Below are 17,111 nucleotides of genomic sequence, written 5' to 3'. Positions count from 1 at the left end.
CCATCAAGCTAAGTCCCGTTTCCATGCTGTCTTATTTTTCAAATCCGCAGCGCTTCGACCAGCTGGCCCGCACCTTGATCCCGATCTTTGGTGTGCTGACGCTCGGCTTGCTGGCTGTCGGAATTTGGCTGGCCTTCTTCGGGTCTCCGCCGGACTACCAGCAGGGTGAGACGGTCCGGATCATGTATGTCCACGTGCCTGCGGCATACATGGCGATGGCGCTGTATGCGGCGCTGGCGGTGGCGAGCTTTGTCTATTTCGTGTGGCGGCATGCCCTGGCCGATACCGCGGCCGAGGTCATCGCGCCGATCGGCGCCGCCTTTACCGTGCTGGCCTTGTTCACCGGTTCGCTCTGGGGCAAGCCGATGTGGGGGACCTGGTGGGAATGGGACGCGCGGATGACCTCCGTTCTCGTCCTGCTGCTGGTCTATCTCGGCTATATGGCGCTGCGCGCGGCGATCGAGGATGCCCAGCAGGCGGCCCGGACCGCGGCCATCCTCGGCATGGCCGGCATCATCAATCTGGTCATCGTGAAATTTTCTGTCGACTGGTGGTCGAGCCTGCATCAGCCGGCCTCGGTGATCCGCTTCGACGGGCCGACCATTCACCCCAGCCAGTTGTGGCCGCTGGCCATCATGGCGCTGGCCTACACCTTCCTCGCCGGCTGGCTGGTGCTGTACCGCTTGCGCAGCCAGGCGCTGCGACGGCGTGCCCGGACGCTTCAGCGCCAGCGGGAACAGGCGGCGCGCCGCAATGAGGATGCCGTCTCATGACCGAGTTCTTCGCGATGGGTGGCTATGCCGCCTATGTCTGGCCAACCTGGGCGGTGTCGGCGGCTGTTCTGGTTGCCCTGGTCGTCCATGCCCTGCTCGAGCGCCGCGCCGCTCGCGAGGCTCTGCGGCGTCTTGAAACGGACGAGGCCTGATGAGGTGGCTCCGGCTTGCCGCCTGGCTGGTCGTTATCGGGCTGGCTGGCGTGTTGGCCGTGCGTTTCGCGGGAGACCGGCCAGTGGAAGTCCGCGAGCCGCTGCCTGTCCTGACCATGGCCGAACTGGAAAACCGCGATCGCTTCGATCCCGGCTCCATCGAGGGTCCATGGCTGCTGAATGTCTGGGGCAGCTGGTGTGCCCCCTGTCATGCCGAGCATTCCACCTTGATGGCCTTGCGCAGCGAAGGCATCGCGATCTACGGCCTGAACTGGCGCGACACGCCGGAGGATGCGGAGCAGTTTCTTGACGAGCTCGGTGACCCGTTCGTCGCGGTCATGCAGGATGTCGACAACCAGTCCGTGATGGCGCTGGGGATCAGTGGGGCACCGGAGACGCTGGTGGTCAGCGACGGGCAGATCCTGGCTCGCTGGCCGGGTCCGCTGACAGTGGATGTCTTGCGTCAGACCATCTATCCCGCGCTGGAGCGGGCCGACCGCCGCTAGGCCGCCGTGTTTTCCCGGGTGTCCTTGCCGGCTTTCTTGGACTTTTTCTCGCCCTTCTTGGCCTTCGCCTTGGCTTTGTCCTTCGCCTTCTTCTTGGCCTTCTTCTTCTTCTCCTTGGCAACCAGCTTGGCCTGTTTGGCGGCTTCCTCACCTTTTTCCAGCGTCTCGGCGATGCGCCGGAGCGTTTCGATGAAGCTGGCGCGTTTGTTTTTCGGCAAGGCCGACAGGATGGCCTTGTCGGCATCCATGGCGCCGCGGGTTGCGGTTTCGTGCAGGGCGCGACCGCTCTCGGTCAGCTTGACCGCATTGGCGCGGGCGTCGTCGGCCAGCTTCTCGCGCTCCAGAAGCCCGTTCTTGACCATGCGGGCGACCAGCTCGGCGAGCGTGGAACGGTCGATCCCGGTTGTCTTGACGAGCTGGGTCTGGGTCAGCCCCTCTTCCTGGGCTGTCGCATGCAGGACGGCGAACTGACGCTGCGTCAGCTTGGCGCCGGCCATCGCCTTGGTGAAGCGCTCGGCCGCGAACTGCTGTGCCCTGTGCAGGAGGTGACCGGGCGATTCCGTCAGATGGAAGTTCTTGGTGTCGTGCTTGTCGTGCGGCATGACGCCCCCCGTCCCATTCGGGAATTCATCCTAGGGCGGATTTATAACGCGAGAATGACAAATGTCCGAGCACGGAATGCCGGGATCAGCTGTCCGCTGGGTCCGGCGACTTGGGCTGGTTTTTCAGGACAAGCGGCATTTGCGAAGCGGCGAAGAGAACCGACAAGACCATCACGCCGAGCTTGGCGTTGGACCAGAAGGCTTCGCTCAGTTCCAGCTCCGCAAACCAGCGCGCCGACACCGGCACGACGCTGTCGGTGATGTGACGCCACATCACCTCGTTGAGAAAGGCCAGGAACTGGAACCACAGGGCCCAGCGAATGGCCAGCAAGGTCCAGGCGCGGTCCGTCAGCTCGAAGATATGGCTGAAGAAGACCTTCCAGACATTCTGGCCAAGGGCGAGGCTGACCAGGATCAGATAGGACAGGAAGAGATTGATGATCGTGGGCTTGGCGTAGATGAAGATCGGATCCTGAAGAAAGATCCCCAGTGCGCCGAAGGCGAGCACGATGATCGTCGTGAAGACCAGCATCGGCGGGATGCGCTTCTCGATCCGGATCGACAGGACCAGCGCCACCGTTGCGGCGAGCATGTAGGCGCCGGTTCCGATATAGATGGCCTGATCACCCGCAAACATCCGCGCGACATTGTAGACCACGATCCAGACGCCGATCGGGCCGGCATCAATAAGAAGGCGTGAGCTCTGCTCTGACGTGTTCTGGGTCTGGGCCACGGGCGCCTCCTCGGTTGGGTCTACATCACCTGAAGCAATACGAGCCCGGCAGCAAGACAGATTGCCAGCCCGGTCCGGCGGGCTCCGAACGGCTCTTTCAAAACCAGTGCGGCGAGGATGGCGCCGAGGACGATGGAGAGTTCCCGCAAGGCGGCCATCGGTGCCACCGGTGCGTTGGCGTAGGCGTAGAGGGCAAGGCCATAGGTGGTCAGATTGAAGCCCATACACATCAGGGCGGGGCGTGTTTCCTGGCGGGCGATCACCATAAATTTCTTGCCGCGCCGAAGGATTGCCGTTGGCAATATGGTCACGCCGGAAAGCACGAAGAACCAGCCGAGATAGATGAAAAGTTGTCCCGAGGTGCGGACGCCGGCCGCGTCGATCACCGTATAGCTGGCGGTCATGCTGGCGGCGGCGAGGGCCAGCAGCATGAGTTTGAGCTTGGGCCGACCATCGCGCTCCGGCCAAGCGAATCCGATCAGCGCCGCCGTGGCGACACCCAGTCCGGCTATCTGCCCCAGCGAGACGGTCTCATGCAGGAAGACAAAGGCCGCAATCGCTGCCAGCGCAGGTGCGGCACCGCGCATGACCGGATAGGCCAGGTTCATCTCGCCTTCGTTGAAGGCGGCGACCAAGAGCATGTTGAAGGCCCAGATCACCACAGCGCCGGCCAGCAGGAAGCGCCAGACCTCCCAGGGCGGGATGGGCTGGAAGGCCAGCCAGGGCAGGATCAGAACGGCCAGAAACCCTTGCGTCAAACCGCGGAAGACCAGCTTGTCGTTGGCCTTCTTGGTCAAGAGGGTCATGATGGCATGCGCCAGGGCCGAGCCCAGCATGGCCAGCGTGGCAAGGCCGAGCGTCGTCTCCACGTGCTAGCTGTCCAGCCCGGCAAGTGCGCGCGAGAAGTCACGGGCCGAGAAGGGCTGGAGGTCAGCCTCACCTTCGCCAATGCCGATATAGTGGATCGGCAGCTGGAATTTCTCGGCGACCTGGACCAGGGCGCCGCCCTTGGCGGTCCCGTCCAGCTTGGTCATGACAACCCCGGTCACCGCAGAGGACTCCAGAAACGCCTGGGCTTGGGACACGGCGTTCGAACCGACGGTCCCGTCGAGAACCAGGACGACGTGATGCGGCGCATCCGGCATGCGTTTTTTGATGACCCGCACGACCTTGCGCAGCTCGTCCATCAGTTCGGCTTTGTTCTGCAGTCGGCCGGCGGTGTCGATCAGGACCACGTCATGGCCGTCGCGGGCGGCTTGGTCGATGGCATCGAAAGCCAGGCCGGCGGCGTCGGCGCCGATCTCCCGCTTGATCACCGGCGCCTTGGCGCGCTCGCCCCATATCGAGACCTGCTCGATGGCGGCGGCCCGGAAGGTATCGCCGGCGGCCAGGATCGGATTGCGGCCGTCGCGCTTCAGCTTGACGGCGATCTTGCCCAGCGTGGTGGTCTTGCCGGATCCGTTGACGCCCACGAAAAGCACCACTTGTGGCGTTGGCCCCGAGAGGTCGAGCGGACGCTCCAGCGGCTGCAGGGTTTCGGCGACAACCTCGGCCAGGGCTTCGCGGACCTCCTCGTCCGACACTTCCTTGTCGAACCGGTCGCGGGCCAGTCGTTCGGTGACGCGCAGGGCGGCGGCAGAACCGAGATCGGCCGCGATCAGAACATCTTCCAGCTCGTCGAGCGCCTCGCGGTCCAGCTTGCGCTTGGTGAAGATCGCGGTGACGCTCTCGCCCAGCTTGGACGAGGAGCGTTTCAGGCCTTGCGCCAGACGGGAAAAGAAGCCCGGTTTCTTGTCGCTCATCCGGTGATGACCCCCTTCAATTCACGCCCGTCATGCCCGGATATCGCGATATCGACAAGCGCACCGGGACGGGGGAAGTCGGCTTCGGCAATGCGGATGCCTGCAAAATTTCCGGCCCGGGCAAAGCCCGGCTTCTCGATCAGCGCGGCCTTCTCGATACCGATCATCCCGTCGAGATGATGGCTCAGGGCCGCGTCCGCCTTGGCCCGCAGACGCGTCGCGCGGTCCTTGATGATGGCGCGGTCTAGCTGCGGCATGCGCGCGGCCGGGGTACCCGGACGCGGCGAGTATGGGAAGACGTGCAGATAGGCAAGCTGGCACTCGTCGACGAGCCGGATCGAGTTCTCGAACATTGCTTCGGTCTCGGTCGGGAAGCCGGCAATCATATCCGCCCCGAAGGCCATCTCGGGCCGCGCCGCCTTGAGCCGTTCGCACAGGGCGATGGCGTCATCGCGTAAATGCCGACGCTTCATGCGCTTGAGGATCATGTCATCGCCAGCCTGCAAGGACAGGTGCAGATAAGGCGCGATGCGGGTCTCGCCCGTGACCGCCTCGAACAGGGCCTCGTCGATCTCGATGGCGTCGATGGAGGACAGGCGCAGGCGTTGCAGGTCCGGCACATGCTTGAGGATGGACTGGACCAGCCGGCCCAGCGCCGGGGTACCCGGCAGGTCGCCGCCCCAGGAGGTCAGGTCGACCCCGGTCAGCACAACCTCGCTATGACCGCTATCGACCAGCGTCTTGATCTGGTCGACCACCTCGCCGGCCCCGACCGAGCGCGAATTGCCCCGCCCATAAGGGATGATGCAGAAAGTGCAGCGGTGGTCGCAGCCATTCTGGACCTGAACATAGGCCCGGGCGCGGCCCTCCATCCCCTCGACGAGATGGCCGGCAGTCTCGGTCACGCTCATGATGTCGTTGACGCGGACCCTCTCGGTGCCGCCGAGCAGGTCGGCGGGCTTGAAGGTCTCGGCCTTGAGCTTGTCGTCATTGCCGATCACGCGGTTCACTTCCGGCATCTTGCCGAACATGTCCGGATCGACCTGGGCGGCGCAGCCGGTGACGATGATTTGCGCGTCGGGATTGTCGCGGCGGGCCCGGCGAATGTGCTGTCGGGCCTGGCGCACGGCCTCATTGGTCACGGCGCAGGTATTGACCAGGATTGTATTGGTCAGGCCCTGGTCGCGCGCATGCTTGCGCATGACCTCGCTCTCCCAGGCATTCAGCCGGCAGCCAAAGGTCAGGATTTCGAGCCCGGCTTCGGCATCGACCGGCCGCGTGGGCGGCGTGTCGGCACCGGAAGCGGCCGGATTGTCATCGTGCGCGCTCATGGAGAGCGGATAAGTGGTGGAGTGGCGACCTATCGTCAAGCGGCGCGGGCAATCAGCGGTCCCAGAGCCGTTTCGTCGCCTCGCCGACCATCACCGCCCAGACACCAACCAGGGCATGATAAATGTGCCAGTCCGTGATCCCGAGAGTGCTCTCGGTCCGGCTTGCGCCGACCACGATCGAGGCGAAGGCAATGACGAAGAAGCCGGCCAGCCAGGCCAGCCCGGCGGAGCGCTGCCCGTGCAGGACAAGCAGGCCGCTGGCGATGAGCCCGATGATGAAGGCCAGCATCGGCAGGAAGCCGACAATCGTCCCCGTGCCCGGAAAGAACATCAGGAAGGCGACCACGGCCGGAATGCCGTAGCGAACATAGCGGATCACGCCAACATCGACTTTCGCCGCATTGGTTTTCAGCAACAGAGCGACCGCGATCAGCATCAGTCCGGCGGCGCCGGCGAACTCGCTGGCCTGACTATGCGCAACAGCCATCTCGTCGACCTGTCCGGAGGCAAAGCGGATGACCCCGATCAGGGCGGCAAACCCCATGAAGCCCAGTCCGAAGCGGATCATCCGAACCTTGCCGTCCCGCCGGTGCGGCCACAGCAGATAAATGCCGAGAATGGCGCCGACGGTTACGAGGGCGTCGGTGATGGCAAAGGCAATCATTCGGCGTCCTCCGCCAGGGCTTCGACCTGTTCATCGATCCAGGAGAGCATCTTGGTTTCCAGCGCCGAAAGGGGCATGGCGCCATCCTCAAGCAGGCGATCGTGGAAGGCGCGGATATCGAAATCGGCACCCAGACGCTCTTCGGCTCGGGCCCGCAGGTCCCGCATCAGAAGTTCGCCGGACTTGTAGGCCAGCGCCTGACCAGGCCAGGCGATATATCGTTGGACCTCGGTGCGCACATTGTGAGGCGCGAGCGCGGAGTTATCGAGGAAGCAGGCCTCGGCCTCGGCCTGGGTCCAGCCCATGTAATGGATGCCGGTATCGACAACGAGACGGCAGGCGCGCCACATCTCGTAGGTCAGGCGACCGAATTCCTCATAAGGCGTTGTATACAGGCCCATGTCGGTTGCGAGCGTTTCGGTATAGAGACCCCAGCCCTCGCCAAAGGCGGTGATATAGCTGTTGCGGCGGAAGTCCGGCACGTCTTCCAGCTCGGCGGCAATCGAGATCTGGTGGTGATGACCCGGCACCGCTTCGTGCACGGTCAGGGCCGGCAGGGTGTAGAGCGGGCGCTGGGTCAGGTCATAGGTGTTGACCATATAGCCACCCGCGACCCCGTTCTCGAGGTCGCCGGGCCAGTAGCGGCCGGTGGTATAGGTCGGGGCCATGGTGTCGGGTACCGGACGGACGCCATAAGGCAGGCGCGGCAGTCGACCGAAGAAACGCGGCATGGCGTCATCGGCCCGCTTGGCGATCCAGGCGGCATGCATCAACAGCTCTTCGGGCGTCTCGGCATAGAATTGCGGATCGGTGCGCAGGAAGTTCAGGAACTCCGCGAATGTGCCCTCGAAGCCCGTCCGCTCAATGACCTCGTCCATCTCCGCCCGGATCCGGGCAACTTCGTTCAGGCCGCGCTGGTGAACTTCCTCCGGCGAGGTGTCCAGCGTGGTGTGGTAGCGCACCAGGGTCTGGTAATATTCGCGTCCGTCCGGCACGTCGGAGATGCCGAGGCTGGTCCGGGTCTGCGGGATATATTCGTCGCGGAAGAAGGCGAGCAGGTTCTGATAGGCCGGGATGGCGGCGTCACGAATGGCGGCTTCGGCCTCGGCTCTGACGTGGGCCCGCTGATCGGCCGGCAGGCCTTCCGGCAGGCGGTCGATTGGCGCAATCAGCAAGTCCTGGAGCGTCTCCGGATCGCTCAGCGCCTCGATCTGCGAGGCGGCGAGCTCGGCGATCAGGCGTGGCTGCGTAAAGCCGTCGGCGAGGCCGCGTCGCATCCAGTCGATATTGGCGTCAAAGAACCCCGGAATGGCATTGATGCGGGCGACCCAGGCTTCGGCCCGTTCGATCGTCCGCGGCCGTGTTGACGAGGACGCGTAGGAGGGTGCGGTGAAGAAGCCGCTATCATTCATGAAGGGGCGGCGGGCCTCATTGAAGGGCGACAGCTCTACCCGGAAGCGCAGGATATAGTCCAGCACCGCGTAGGAGGTCTGATCGCCGACCTCGAGCGCCGCGGAATCAATCGCCTCAAGTCGTTCGAGGAAGCCGGCTTCCGCCTCAGCCTGGGCCATCAGTGTCGCTTCGCTGATATCGGCCCACTGTCCCGCGGCGTCCAGATCGCCATCGCGGGCACGCGCGCCGGGGCTGTTTTCATATTCGAAGGCTTCGAAGTCCTGAACCAGCTGATTGAAGGCTTCGCTGGCCGCTTCGGTGGTGGATTGGGCCGCGGACTTGTGCGCGAAATCAGCCGGCGCGGCGATTGCCGCGGCCGGCACGGCAAGGCTCAAGGCGAGCAGCGAGGCGCCCGCGAGCCGGTAGACGGGACGTTGAAAAGACATGGTTCTCTCCCCTGTTGGCGAGAGGATGGCCTGCCCGGTGACGGGCCGCAAGCCGGGCCGTCACCGGGTGCCGGCTACGCCTGGCGTCATGCTAGCGCTTCTTGCGCTGCAGCCCGACCCGCTTGGCGACCATGTTGTTGACCAGGCGCTCGGGCAGGATTTTCGGCAGTGACCAGTTGGTCAGGCGATCCGGCACGATGGCGTAGCGGAAGTTCGGCTTGGCGTCGATGAAAGCCCGATAGACGCGATCGGCGATCTTGGACGGCGGGAAGCCGGATGGACCATTCTTGGCCATCCAGCCCTGGATCCGGGTCATGGCCTCGAAGAAGGGGCTGTCCTTGTAGGGCGTGGTGTCGATCTCTTCCGCCTTCGCCCAGATCGGCGTCGCGACGGCACCCGGGCCGATCACGATGACCTCAATGCCATAGAGCATCAGTTCGCGGCGCAATGACTTGCTGATCCCCTCGACCGCGTGCTTGGACGCCGAATAGGGACCAAGGAAGGGGGCGCCCATCTCGCCGGCCACCGACGACATCATCGCGATGCGGCCCGGCTCGCCCGTCAGGCTTTCATCGACACCGAGCAGCGGACCGAAAGCCTGGGTGACACGAACGACGCCGGTTACATTGACGTCCATCTGGTACTGGAACTCCTCGATCGGGAGTTCAAGCATCGGGGCAGCGACCGCGATGCCGGCATTGTTCACGAGGCCTTTCAGTGTGTGCCCGTCAAGCGCCTCACGGACGATGTCCGCCGCGGCCTGGACGCTGGCCATGTCGGTCACGTCGATGATGACGGGGACCAGATTGGCGCCAAGTTCGGCCTTGAGGCGTTCGCCGTCCTCGGTTTTGCGAACACCGGCGAACACCCGCCAGCCCTCATCGACGAAGCGCTTCGCGCAAGCGGCACCGATGCCGGTTGAGGCGCCGGTTACGACGGCGGACGGTTGGGTCTGGCTCATGATGACTTCCTTCGTGCACTCTCGCTAACCTAGGGCCGTCCCGCGGGAACGCCAATCCGTTTGCAGACCGGATACCGTAAATAATGTCGGGATGTTGTCAGCGGTGCGCGTCCTGTCGCGTTGACCCTGACACATTGCGGCCTATTGTGCTGCCTCGACACTACTTTCCGCGTCGGCGGGGCTGCCGCGCGGGTTCCGGACAAAAGAGCGAAAGGCTGCCTCATGGCTTCCGACTGGTCTGATCCGCGTCCGATGTCGCCACACCTTCAGGTCTGGCGCTGGCACGCGACGATGGCATCGTCCATTCTTCACAGGGTCACGGGCGTGGCCAATTATTTCGGCGCGGTTGCGATCAGCATCTGGGTCATCCTCCTGGCTTTCGGCGCGGAAGGCTCGATCGGCTTCCTGTTCGAGGGCTGGATGGCTTGGGTGACGCGCTTCGGCCTGATCGCTTTGACCTACTCGGTGAGCTATCACTGGCTCAATGGTTTGCGGCATCTGCTCTGGGATGCCGGCAAGGGCTATGACCCCAAGGGCTCCAACCTGCGCTCCATCCTGATCATTTTCGGTGCGGTCGTCCCGACGGCGCTGGTCTGGCTCGAACTGGGGATCTGAGATGAGTGATTATCGTACCCCTGCGGCAAAAGTTCGCGGCCTTGGTGCCTCCGGGCACGCCGCCAGCCACTGGATTACTCACCGGGTTACCTCCATTGCCCTGTTTTTCCTGGCGCCCGCCTTTGTATGGATGCTGGCCAAGTCCGGCGCGCCGGACAATGCCGCCGAATTCTTCGCCAGCCCGGTCGGGGCGATCATCACGCTCCTGACGCTGACCGCGGGCCTCTCCCACATGCGTTTGGGTATGCAGGTGATCATCGAGGACTATATCCACAAGCATGGAACCAAAACGGTCCTGCTTCTGGGCAATACCTTCCTGACGCTGGGGCTGTGGCTGGTGACAGCTTTCGCCCTGCTCAAACTCGCGCTTTAACGGACGCACCTCATGGCCGAATACAATTGGATCGATCACACCTATGACGTGGTCGTCGTGGGCGCCGGCGGCTCTGGCCTCCGCGCCGCGCTCGGAGCTTCCCAGGCCGGTCTGAAGACTGCCTGTATCTCCAAGGTTTTCCCGACCCGCTCGCACACGGTTGCGGCGCAGGGCGGCATCTCCGCCTCGCTCGGAAACATGGGCGAGGATGACTGGCGCTGGCACATGTATGACACCGTGAAGGGGTCGGACTGGCTCGGCGACCAGGACGCGATCGAGTATCTGTGCCGCAATGCGCCGGACGCTGTTTACGAGCTGGAACACTGGGGCGTGCCCTTCTCCCGTACCGAGGACGGCAAGATCTACCAGCGTGCCTTTGGTGGCATGACCAAGAATTACGGCGAAGGCCCGGTGCAGCGGACCTGCGCCGCCGCCGACCGCACCGGTCACGCCATCCTGCACACGCTGTATGGCCAGTCGGTTCGCAATGAGACCGAATTCTTCATCGAGTATTTCGCGCTCGACCTGATCATGGATGACGACGGTGTTTGCCGCGGCATCACGGCCTGGAAGCTCGATGACGGCACGCTGCATCGCTTCCGCGCCCAGACGGTTGTCCTGGCGACCGGCGGCTATGGCCGCGCCTATTTCTCCGCCACCTCGGCCCACACCTGCACTGGTGACGGCAATGCGATGGTGCTGCGCGCCGGTCTGCCGCTTCAGGACATGGAATTCGTGCAATTCCACCCGACCGGCATTTATGGCGCCGGCTGCCTGATCACCGAAGGTGCCCGCGGTGAGGGTGGTTACCTGACCAATTCCAACGGCGAGCGCTTCATGGAGCGCTATGCCCCGTCCGCGAAAGACCTCGCCTCGCGCGATGTGGTCTCGCGCTCGATGACGATGGAGATCCGGGAAGGCCGCGGTGTCGGCCCGAATGGTGACCATATCCACCTCCACCTCGATCACCTGGATCCGGCCGTTCTGCACGAGCGCCTGCCGGGTATCTCCGAGAGCGCCCGCGTCTTTGCCGGCGTCGATGTGACCAAGGAGCCGATCCCTGTCCTGCCGACGGTCCACTACAATATGGGCGGCATCCCGACCAATTATCATGGCGAAGTCCTGACCAAGGTTGGTGGCGATGCCGACACGGTCGTGCCGGGCCTGATGGCGGTCGGCGAAGCGGCCTGCGTCTCGGTCCATGGTGCCAACCGCCTCGGATCCAACTCGCTGATCGATCTTGTGGTGTTCGGCCGTGCGGCCGGCCTGCGCCTGGGTGAAACGGTCAAGGCTGGCGCCAGCCAGCCTGAGATCAAGGCGACCGACGGGCAGAACTCGCTCGACCGTCTCGACAAGTACCGCAATGCGTCCGGCGGAACGCCGACCGCCAAGCTGCGCCTCGAAATGCAGCGCTCGATGCAGAATAACTGCGCCGTCTTCCGGACCGGTGACGTGCTCGACGAAGGCGTCGAGGCCATCCGCCAAGTCTATACCGGCATGGCCGATATCGGTGTCACCGACCGCACCATGATCTGGAACACGGATCTCATGGAAACGCTGGAGATGGACAACCTGCTCTGCCAGGCCGCCGTCACCGTGAATGGCGCGGCCAATCGCGAGGAAAGCCGCGGCGCTCACGCCCGGGAGGACTTCTCCGATCGTGACGATGAAAACTGGATGAAGCACACGCTCGCCTGGTGCGACGAAGCGGGCAATGTGAAGATCGACTACCGCCCGGTTCACACCTACACGATGTCGAACGACATCGCGTACATCGAGCCGAAAGCACGGGTCTACTAGGGGAAACGACATGGTTCAGCTGACACTTCCCAAAGGTTCCGCCCCCACCAAGGGCAAGACCCACCCGAAGCCGGAAGGGGCCAAGAATACGCGCACCTTCAAGGTCTACCGCTACAATCCGGAATCCGGACAGGGCCCGAGCTGGGATACCTACAAGGTCGACATGGATGATTGCGGGCCGATGGTCCTCGACGCCCTGTTGTGGATCAAGAACAACGTTGACTCTACACTGGCTTTCCGACGCTCCTGTCGCGAAGGCGTCTGCGGCTCTTGTTCGATGAATATCGGCGGCCGCAACACGATCGCCTGCACGTCCGGCATTGACGAGTACAAGGGCGAGATCACCATCTCGCCGCTGCCGCACCAGCCTGTGGTCCGCGACCTGATCCCGGATCTGACGCAATTCTACGCCCAGCACGCCGCTGTGAAGCCCTATCTCAAGACCGATACGCCGGCGCCGGAAAAAGAGTGGAAGCAGAGCCCGGAACAGCGCGAGAAGCTGGACGGCCTCTACGAGTGCATCATGTGCGCCTCCTGCTCGACGGCCTGCCCGTCCTACTGGTGGAATGGCGACAAATACATGGGTCCGGCGGCGCTGCTGCAGGCCTATCGCTGGCTTGCGGACAGCCGCGACGAAGCCACCGGCGAGCGTCTCGACGAGCTCAATGATCCGTTCAAGCTCTATCGCTGCCACACCATCATGAATTGCGCCCAGGTCTGCCCGAAGGGGCTGAATCCGGCCCAGGCGATTGGCGAGATCAAGCAGATGATGGTCGAACGCGAAAGCTAGGTCGCTTTCGTCCGGCTCACAGGATCAAGCCCCGCCGGTTTCGGCGGGGCTTTTTTCTATCGGGCGCGACTGGCAAGTATTTCCAGGGCGAGCTCATCGAGGAAGCCGGGGGCGCCGAAGCCGAGAGACCGCACGGTATCATCATTCTGCAGGATGGCGACCGAGATCCCGGTTTCAGGGTCATAGAAGACCAGCGCTGTCGCGCCGAGACCATCACCGCCGTGGAGGCGGTAGCGATGGTCGCCGTAGAGGACCTCAAACGCGCCGGCTCCCACCGACACCCGCCTGGCATCCAGACCGAAAGCCTCGCCGCCCGCCGGTAACTGGTATGCCTGGCCAGTAGCGCCAGTGTCATCGGCCAGCCAGATCGCCCCCCATCGCGCCAAGTCTCCAGCATTGATCATCACCCCGCCCGCAGCATAGCCAAGGCTGGCCAGTTCGCGTGCGAGGCGGTCGTCAAATTGGGGTGTTCCCAACACACCGCCGAGCATGGCTGAGTAACCGAGCGCGTCGGGGGCGTCAGAACTGTCGGTTACAAGGCTGGCACTGGAAAGGCCGGCAGGCTGGAAGACGAGGTTGTCCAGCGCATCGGCCAAGTCGAGGCCGGTCTGGTGCTCGATTACCCGTCCCAGGACCGCGTAGTGGGAATTCGAGTAGGCAAAATCCGAATTGGCGGTCCCGGGGGCGGCAGTCGCGAACCCGACGACCGTTTCGCTCAACCAGGACGACCGTCCGTTCGAATGCTCGGCCAGAAATGTCTGAAAGCTGAGAGCCCCGCCGATGTATTCCGGGATGCCAGCGGTATGGTAAAGCAGGGATCTGACAGTCAGATTGGCCCCAAAATTCAGTCCGGATGCCGTCGCAGCCGCGTCATCAAGCGAGACAAGATGGTCTGCGTTCAGAGCGAGAATGGCCGCCGCCGTGAATGTCTTGGACACGCTGGCAATGGCAAAGCGGTCGCTAGGGGTGATCGCCTCTCCGTTTTCGCTGCGATGCCCGGCGACTGCCGTGTCGAGACTTCGTCCGTCCCATACAGCAACGGAGATACCCAGCACATCGGTCCGTGCGCGCCAGCTTTCCACCTGCGTCTGGAGATCCTGGGCCTGGACGCCCGCAGTCGCTGCCAAAAGGGCAAGTCCAGTTGAGAAAACCCGTAACATCCTGATTCCTAACTATCCGCCGCCGGTCAATTCTGGCGCTCACTGCATTGGGATGCTTCCTGCAGGGTGATCGGATGCAGCGAGTGGTTTTCCCGCTGAGGTACTCGCCAGGGCCCGGTTGGCCAAATCGTGAGTCGTCTCGGCCAAAATGGGTGTTGCGCTTCCTGGTGGGCGGGGCTTCACGAACAAAGCTTAACTGGCGGTCGGAAACTCGACCGGTTAGCGTTCTTTCAAATCGATGGGGAGAACGATCATGAAACGCCTGCTGACAGGGCTGGCGGTGGCTCTCGGTATGCCGGGTCTAGCCGCAGCGCAGGACCCGTTCTGGCTCCATCCCTATAATTTCTTCGGCGAGGAGACCGGCCTGACAGCCTCGGTCAATCTCGGTGATCTCGATGGCGATGGGGATCTCGACGGGTTCGCCGTCAATGGTCGTCACTGGATCCAGCAGGATGAGGTTTTCCTGAATAACGGGATGGGGTTCTTCCGTTCGGCGCGGAATGCAGGCCCGGACCGGGCCACCGGCTATGAGGCGGCGCTGGCTGATTTTGATGGGGATGGCGATCTCGACGCGGCCGTCGCGCGAGACCTTTTGCCGGTTCTCCTCCTCTTCAATGATGGCGCCGCCCATTTTGACGAGGCGCGCGAGCTTGGCCCGGTCGCCCAGGCCCGCAGCATTGCCGCCTCGGACCTTGATGGCGACGGCGATCAGGATCTCGTCCTCGTCCAGCGGGGCGAGGCAAACCGCTACTTTCTCAACGACGGTACAGGCCATTTTGGCGATGATATCGAACTGCCGGGCGCTTGGCAGACGATCCAGCTTGCGACGGGCGATGTGGATGCCGATGGCCTGATCGATCTGGTTTTCTCCAATCGCGGCGGTGAAGGGGTGGTCTTGTATCGGGGCCTGGTCGCGGGCGGATTCTCCGAACCGGTCCTGCTGGCGGGGGAGCTCTCCATGGAGATAAGGGCGGTCGCGCTGGGCGATGTCACGGGGGACGGCCACCCCGACATCCTCGCCGGCGGCATGCAGGCGCAAAGCGTCATTCTGGTCAATGATGGCACCGGGAGGTTCACCCAGATCGAGCGCTTCGGCGACGCGACTGACGTGGTGTTTGGCCTCGCCCTCGCCGACTTCAACCAGGATGGGCGAACGGACATTGCTGTTGCCAATTCCGGGGTCCGCAACCGGGTCTATCTCGGCTCTGCGGACGGCTTCGTACCGCTTGAGGTCGGCGATGCGCCGTCAGATACGTATAATCTCAGCGTCGGGGACCTGAACGCCGATGGACGCCCCGATCTGGTTTTCGCGGTGTCCGAGGGGTCGAACTACACGCTGATCAACCGGATGAATCCTGAACGCGATTAGCGCCCCCACGCCATCCGCTCGCAAATATCCCGGAACATCTCGGTGACCTGGCTGTCCGTACCATCTTCCTTGCTCACCATCATCGGGCGGCCATAGGCCAGCTTGTAGCGGGTGCCGGCCTTGCCCATGAAGCCGTGGAAGATCGTCATGTCCTTGAGCTCCTCATTGATCTGCGCAAGGGCGTAGTAGAGGAAGGGCATGCGCTGGCGCACGGCAAGCGGGATGATCGGCGCGTCAAACTTGCGGGCGAGGCTGATTGCCGTCGGCTGCCACGGTCGCTCGCGCAGGCCCCAATGCTTCCAGCTCCATTCTGACATCCGCCCGGACGGGAACAGCACGATGCACTGGCCGGCCTTGAAGGCATCGATGGCCCGCCTCAGGACTTCCCGGCTCTGATTGCGGTTGCGGGCGTGATCGCGCCATTCGACCGGAATGATCCGCTCCTCAAGACCCGGGCAGACTTTCAAGGCATCACGATTGGCAAAGTAGAGCAGGTCGGGGCGTTTGGCTTTCAGGCTGTCCCACAGGGCAATCCCGTCAGCAATGCCGCCCGGATGATTGGCCACGATGACGCAGGGACCGCTCTCTGGAACATGGTCGAGACCCTCAACACGCGTGTCGAGATGGAGATAGTCGGACGCCCATTCAAAACAGCCGGTGCCGGAAAGGTCGGCGATGGCATCAGCCATGGCGACCGCGCGCTTGTAGCCGAGCAGCGGGTAACCGATCGTTTTCACCAGCGGCCAGAGCGGCGTGTGGATGAGACGCGGCGCGCGATCCTCGATCAGTTCGTCGACAATGTGGGGCTTTGCCGGGATCGGCAGAGAATCAGACTCGGTCATGGTCGCAGCAAACTCCCGGCACGTTCGTGAGGCAATGGCTGTGCATGCTGACGGCCAACAGGGTTACCGGAAGATTGACGAAATGGCCCGCGCCTTGCGACAGCGCAGTCAGACGTTAACGCCTTGTTCACGAATGGAACACGCCATGACCCTGACGCAAACACTGCCTGCCGGAGAAGTCCGCCGCCTGCCGGTCAAGCGTGCCCGTATTCAGGACGACCTTGTTGCCGACTACCTCGCAACCGTGGTGAAGCCGGGGCAGCGTACGATCCAGATCGGCGCGGGCGATCTTGGCGCGGTCTGCCTGAAGCGGGGTGCGCATCATCAGGTCGTCGGAACCATGGGCGCGATAGAGGCCCTGCAAGCCGCATGCGACCGTCGCTCCATTCCCACAGACGCGTTGAGTGGTGGCCTTGCCGCCCGCTCAACCGATGATGCACCGGGCTTTGATCTGGCGATCTTTGGCGCCGAGACCGGATTCCCGGCCATGGCCGCGAACTGGCGCCATGTTTCGGGGCGTCTTCGCGAAGGCGGCGTGCTGTTGCTGATCGGTGCTGATCACGGCGCCTGCGCGCGTCTTGCAGATGCCCTGGCTCAGGATCCCGTCTGGAGCCTCGAAACGAGAATTGCCGGCGCGGCAGTGGTTTTCCGTAAAACCGGTCAGGTCAGCGATGAGACGGCCCTGGCCGGTCTCGCCCGGGTCAGCGATCCGGCGCGGCGACCGCGCGGTATCCGCTATGGTCTCGTCCGCCGTGTCATGGACCATGTCTTTCCGCCGCGTCGCCCGGCTGCCTGATCCG

At 63.6% G+C, this 17,111-nt stretch carries 19 protein-coding genes; 9 read left to right on the top strand and 10 right to left on the bottom strand.

Annotated elements, in window-relative coordinates:
- The first annotated feature begins 23 nt into the window (after nucleotides 1–23).
- From ccmC to AAA969_RS13890, 3 genes are read left to right on the top strand one after another with little or no spacing between them, the layout of a single operon-like run.
- Complete coding sequence (gene ccmC, locus AAA969_RS13900; protein WP_338246743.1) at nucleotides 24–773, top strand: heme ABC transporter permease CcmC; 750 nt, start codon at nucleotides 24–26, stop codon at nucleotides 771–773.
- Nucleotides 770–925 carry a heme exporter protein CcmD gene (gene ccmD / locus AAA969_RS13895; protein ID WP_338246741.1) on the top strand — a complete coding sequence of 52 codons (156 nt, stop codon included), beginning with the start codon at nucleotides 770–772 and terminating at the stop codon, nucleotides 923–925. The genes ccmC and ccmD overlap by 4 nt, the downstream gene beginning before the upstream one ends.
- Nucleotides 925–1,431, top strand: a complete 507-nt coding sequence (locus AAA969_RS13890) for a thiol:disulfide interchange protein (RefSeq protein WP_338246738.1) — start codon at nucleotides 925–927, stop codon at nucleotides 1,429–1,431. The genes ccmD and AAA969_RS13890 overlap by 1 nt, the downstream gene beginning before the upstream one ends.
- Here AAA969_RS13890 and AAA969_RS13885 read toward each other — a convergent pair.
- The 8 genes from AAA969_RS13885 to AAA969_RS13850 all read right to left on the bottom strand — a co-directional run bounded on the left by AAA969_RS13885 (nucleotide 1,428) and on the right by AAA969_RS13850 (nucleotide 9,362).
- The gene (locus tag AAA969_RS13885; protein ID WP_338246736.1) at nucleotides 1,428–2,033 is read right to left on the bottom strand and encodes a MarR family winged helix-turn-helix transcriptional regulator; all 606 of its coding nucleotides are present in this window, start codon (nucleotides 2,031–2,033) and stop codon (nucleotides 1,428–1,430) included. The genes AAA969_RS13890 and AAA969_RS13885 overlap by 4 nt on opposite strands.
- Before the next feature lie 85 nt (nucleotides 2,034–2,118).
- Nucleotides 2,119–2,766, bottom strand: coding sequence for an inner membrane-spanning protein YciB (locus AAA969_RS13880; protein ID WP_338246734.1), 648 nt, complete (start codon nucleotides 2,764–2,766; stop codon nucleotides 2,119–2,121).
- Between the two features lie 20 nt (nucleotides 2,767–2,786).
- Complete coding sequence (locus tag AAA969_RS13875) at nucleotides 2,787–3,635, bottom strand: EamA family transporter (RefSeq protein WP_338246732.1); 849 nt, start codon at nucleotides 3,633–3,635, stop codon at nucleotides 2,787–2,789.
- A gap of 3 nt (nucleotides 3,636–3,638) precedes the next feature.
- The gene (gene ftsY / locus AAA969_RS13870; RefSeq protein WP_338246730.1) at nucleotides 3,639–4,568 is read right to left on the bottom strand and encodes a signal recognition particle-docking protein FtsY; all 930 of its coding nucleotides are present in this window, start codon (nucleotides 4,566–4,568) and stop codon (nucleotides 3,639–3,641) included.
- Nucleotides 4,565–5,899 (bottom strand): tRNA (N(6)-L-threonylcarbamoyladenosine(37)-C(2))-methylthiotransferase MtaB, encoded by a 1,335-nt coding sequence (gene mtaB / locus AAA969_RS13865; protein ID WP_338246728.1) that lies wholly within the window; start codon nucleotides 5,897–5,899, stop codon nucleotides 4,565–4,567. The genes ftsY and mtaB overlap by 4 nt, the downstream gene beginning before the upstream one ends.
- 52 nt (nucleotides 5,900–5,951) lie before the next feature.
- A complete protein-coding gene (locus tag AAA969_RS13860) occupies nucleotides 5,952–6,563 on the bottom strand; it encodes a hypothetical protein (RefSeq protein ID WP_338246726.1) in 612 nt (203 codons plus the stop codon).
- Nucleotides 6,560–8,401: a DUF885 domain-containing protein gene (locus AAA969_RS13855; protein ID WP_338246723.1), complete on the bottom strand. Its 1,842-nt coding sequence runs from the start codon at nucleotides 8,399–8,401 to the stop codon at nucleotides 6,560–6,562. The genes AAA969_RS13860 and AAA969_RS13855 overlap by 4 nt, the downstream gene beginning before the upstream one ends.
- Nucleotides 8,402–8,492: 91 nt before the next feature.
- Nucleotides 8,493–9,362: an SDR family oxidoreductase gene (locus AAA969_RS13850; RefSeq protein WP_338246721.1), complete on the bottom strand. Its 870-nt coding sequence runs from the start codon at nucleotides 9,360–9,362 to the stop codon at nucleotides 8,493–8,495.
- 222 nt (nucleotides 9,363–9,584) lie between these two features.
- On the opposite strand from AAA969_RS13850, the gene sdhC reads away from it, so the two are divergent.
- From sdhC to AAA969_RS13830, 4 genes are read left to right on the top strand one after another with little or no spacing between them, the layout of a single operon-like run.
- Nucleotides 9,585–9,977, top strand: coding sequence for a succinate dehydrogenase, cytochrome b556 subunit (gene sdhC, locus AAA969_RS13845; RefSeq protein ID WP_338246719.1), 393 nt, complete (start codon nucleotides 9,585–9,587; stop codon nucleotides 9,975–9,977).
- Nucleotide 9,978: 1 nt separating this feature from the next.
- Nucleotides 9,979–10,350: a succinate dehydrogenase, hydrophobic membrane anchor protein gene (gene sdhD / locus AAA969_RS13840; protein WP_338246717.1), complete on the top strand. Its 372-nt coding sequence runs from the start codon at nucleotides 9,979–9,981 to the stop codon at nucleotides 10,348–10,350.
- A gap of 12 nt (nucleotides 10,351–10,362) precedes the next feature.
- Nucleotides 10,363–12,150 carry a succinate dehydrogenase flavoprotein subunit gene (gene sdhA / locus AAA969_RS13835; protein ID WP_338246716.1) on the top strand — a complete coding sequence of 596 codons (1,788 nt, stop codon included), beginning with the start codon at nucleotides 10,363–10,365 and terminating at the stop codon, nucleotides 12,148–12,150.
- A 10-nt stretch (nucleotides 12,151–12,160) separates the two neighbouring features.
- Complete coding sequence (locus tag AAA969_RS13830) at nucleotides 12,161–12,940, top strand: succinate dehydrogenase iron-sulfur subunit (protein ID WP_338246712.1); 780 nt, start codon at nucleotides 12,161–12,163, stop codon at nucleotides 12,938–12,940.
- Nucleotides 12,941–12,996: 56 nt separating this feature from the next.
- Here the strand turns inward: AAA969_RS13830 and AAA969_RS13825 are convergent, their stop codons facing one another.
- Entirely contained in the window at nucleotides 12,997–14,067 is a 1,071-nt protein-coding gene (locus tag AAA969_RS13825; RefSeq protein ID WP_338246710.1) for a serine hydrolase domain-containing protein, read from the bottom strand.
- Between the two features lie 286 nt (nucleotides 14,068–14,353).
- Between AAA969_RS13825 and AAA969_RS13820 the strand changes: the two genes are divergently transcribed.
- Nucleotides 14,354–15,469 (top strand): FG-GAP repeat domain-containing protein, encoded by a 1,116-nt coding sequence (locus tag AAA969_RS13820; protein ID WP_338246708.1) that lies wholly within the window; start codon nucleotides 14,354–14,356, stop codon nucleotides 15,467–15,469.
- On the opposite strand, the gene AAA969_RS13815 is transcribed toward AAA969_RS13820, so the two are convergent.
- Entirely contained in the window at nucleotides 15,466–16,311 is an 846-nt protein-coding gene (locus AAA969_RS13815; protein ID WP_338246707.1) for a 1-acyl-sn-glycerol-3-phosphate acyltransferase, read from the bottom strand. The two genes, AAA969_RS13820 and AAA969_RS13815, sit on opposite strands and share 4 nt — an antisense overlap.
- A 145-nt stretch (nucleotides 16,312–16,456) precedes the next feature.
- Between AAA969_RS13815 and AAA969_RS13810 the strand changes: the two genes are divergently transcribed.
- A complete protein-coding gene (locus AAA969_RS13810; RefSeq protein WP_338246704.1) occupies nucleotides 16,457–17,107 on the top strand; it encodes a hypothetical protein in 651 nt (216 codons plus the stop codon).
- The last annotated feature ends 4 nt before the right edge of the window (nucleotides 17,108–17,111 follow it).

Origin of the sequence: Maricaulis maris (genome assembly GCF_036322705.1) — a bacterium.
GTDB classification, from domain to species: Bacteria; Pseudomonadota; Alphaproteobacteria; order Caulobacterales; family Maricaulaceae; genus Maricaulis; species Maricaulis maris_B.
The sequence above is the reverse complement of the archived record's forward strand: the minus strand, read 5'-3'. Positions and strand labels throughout refer to the sequence as shown.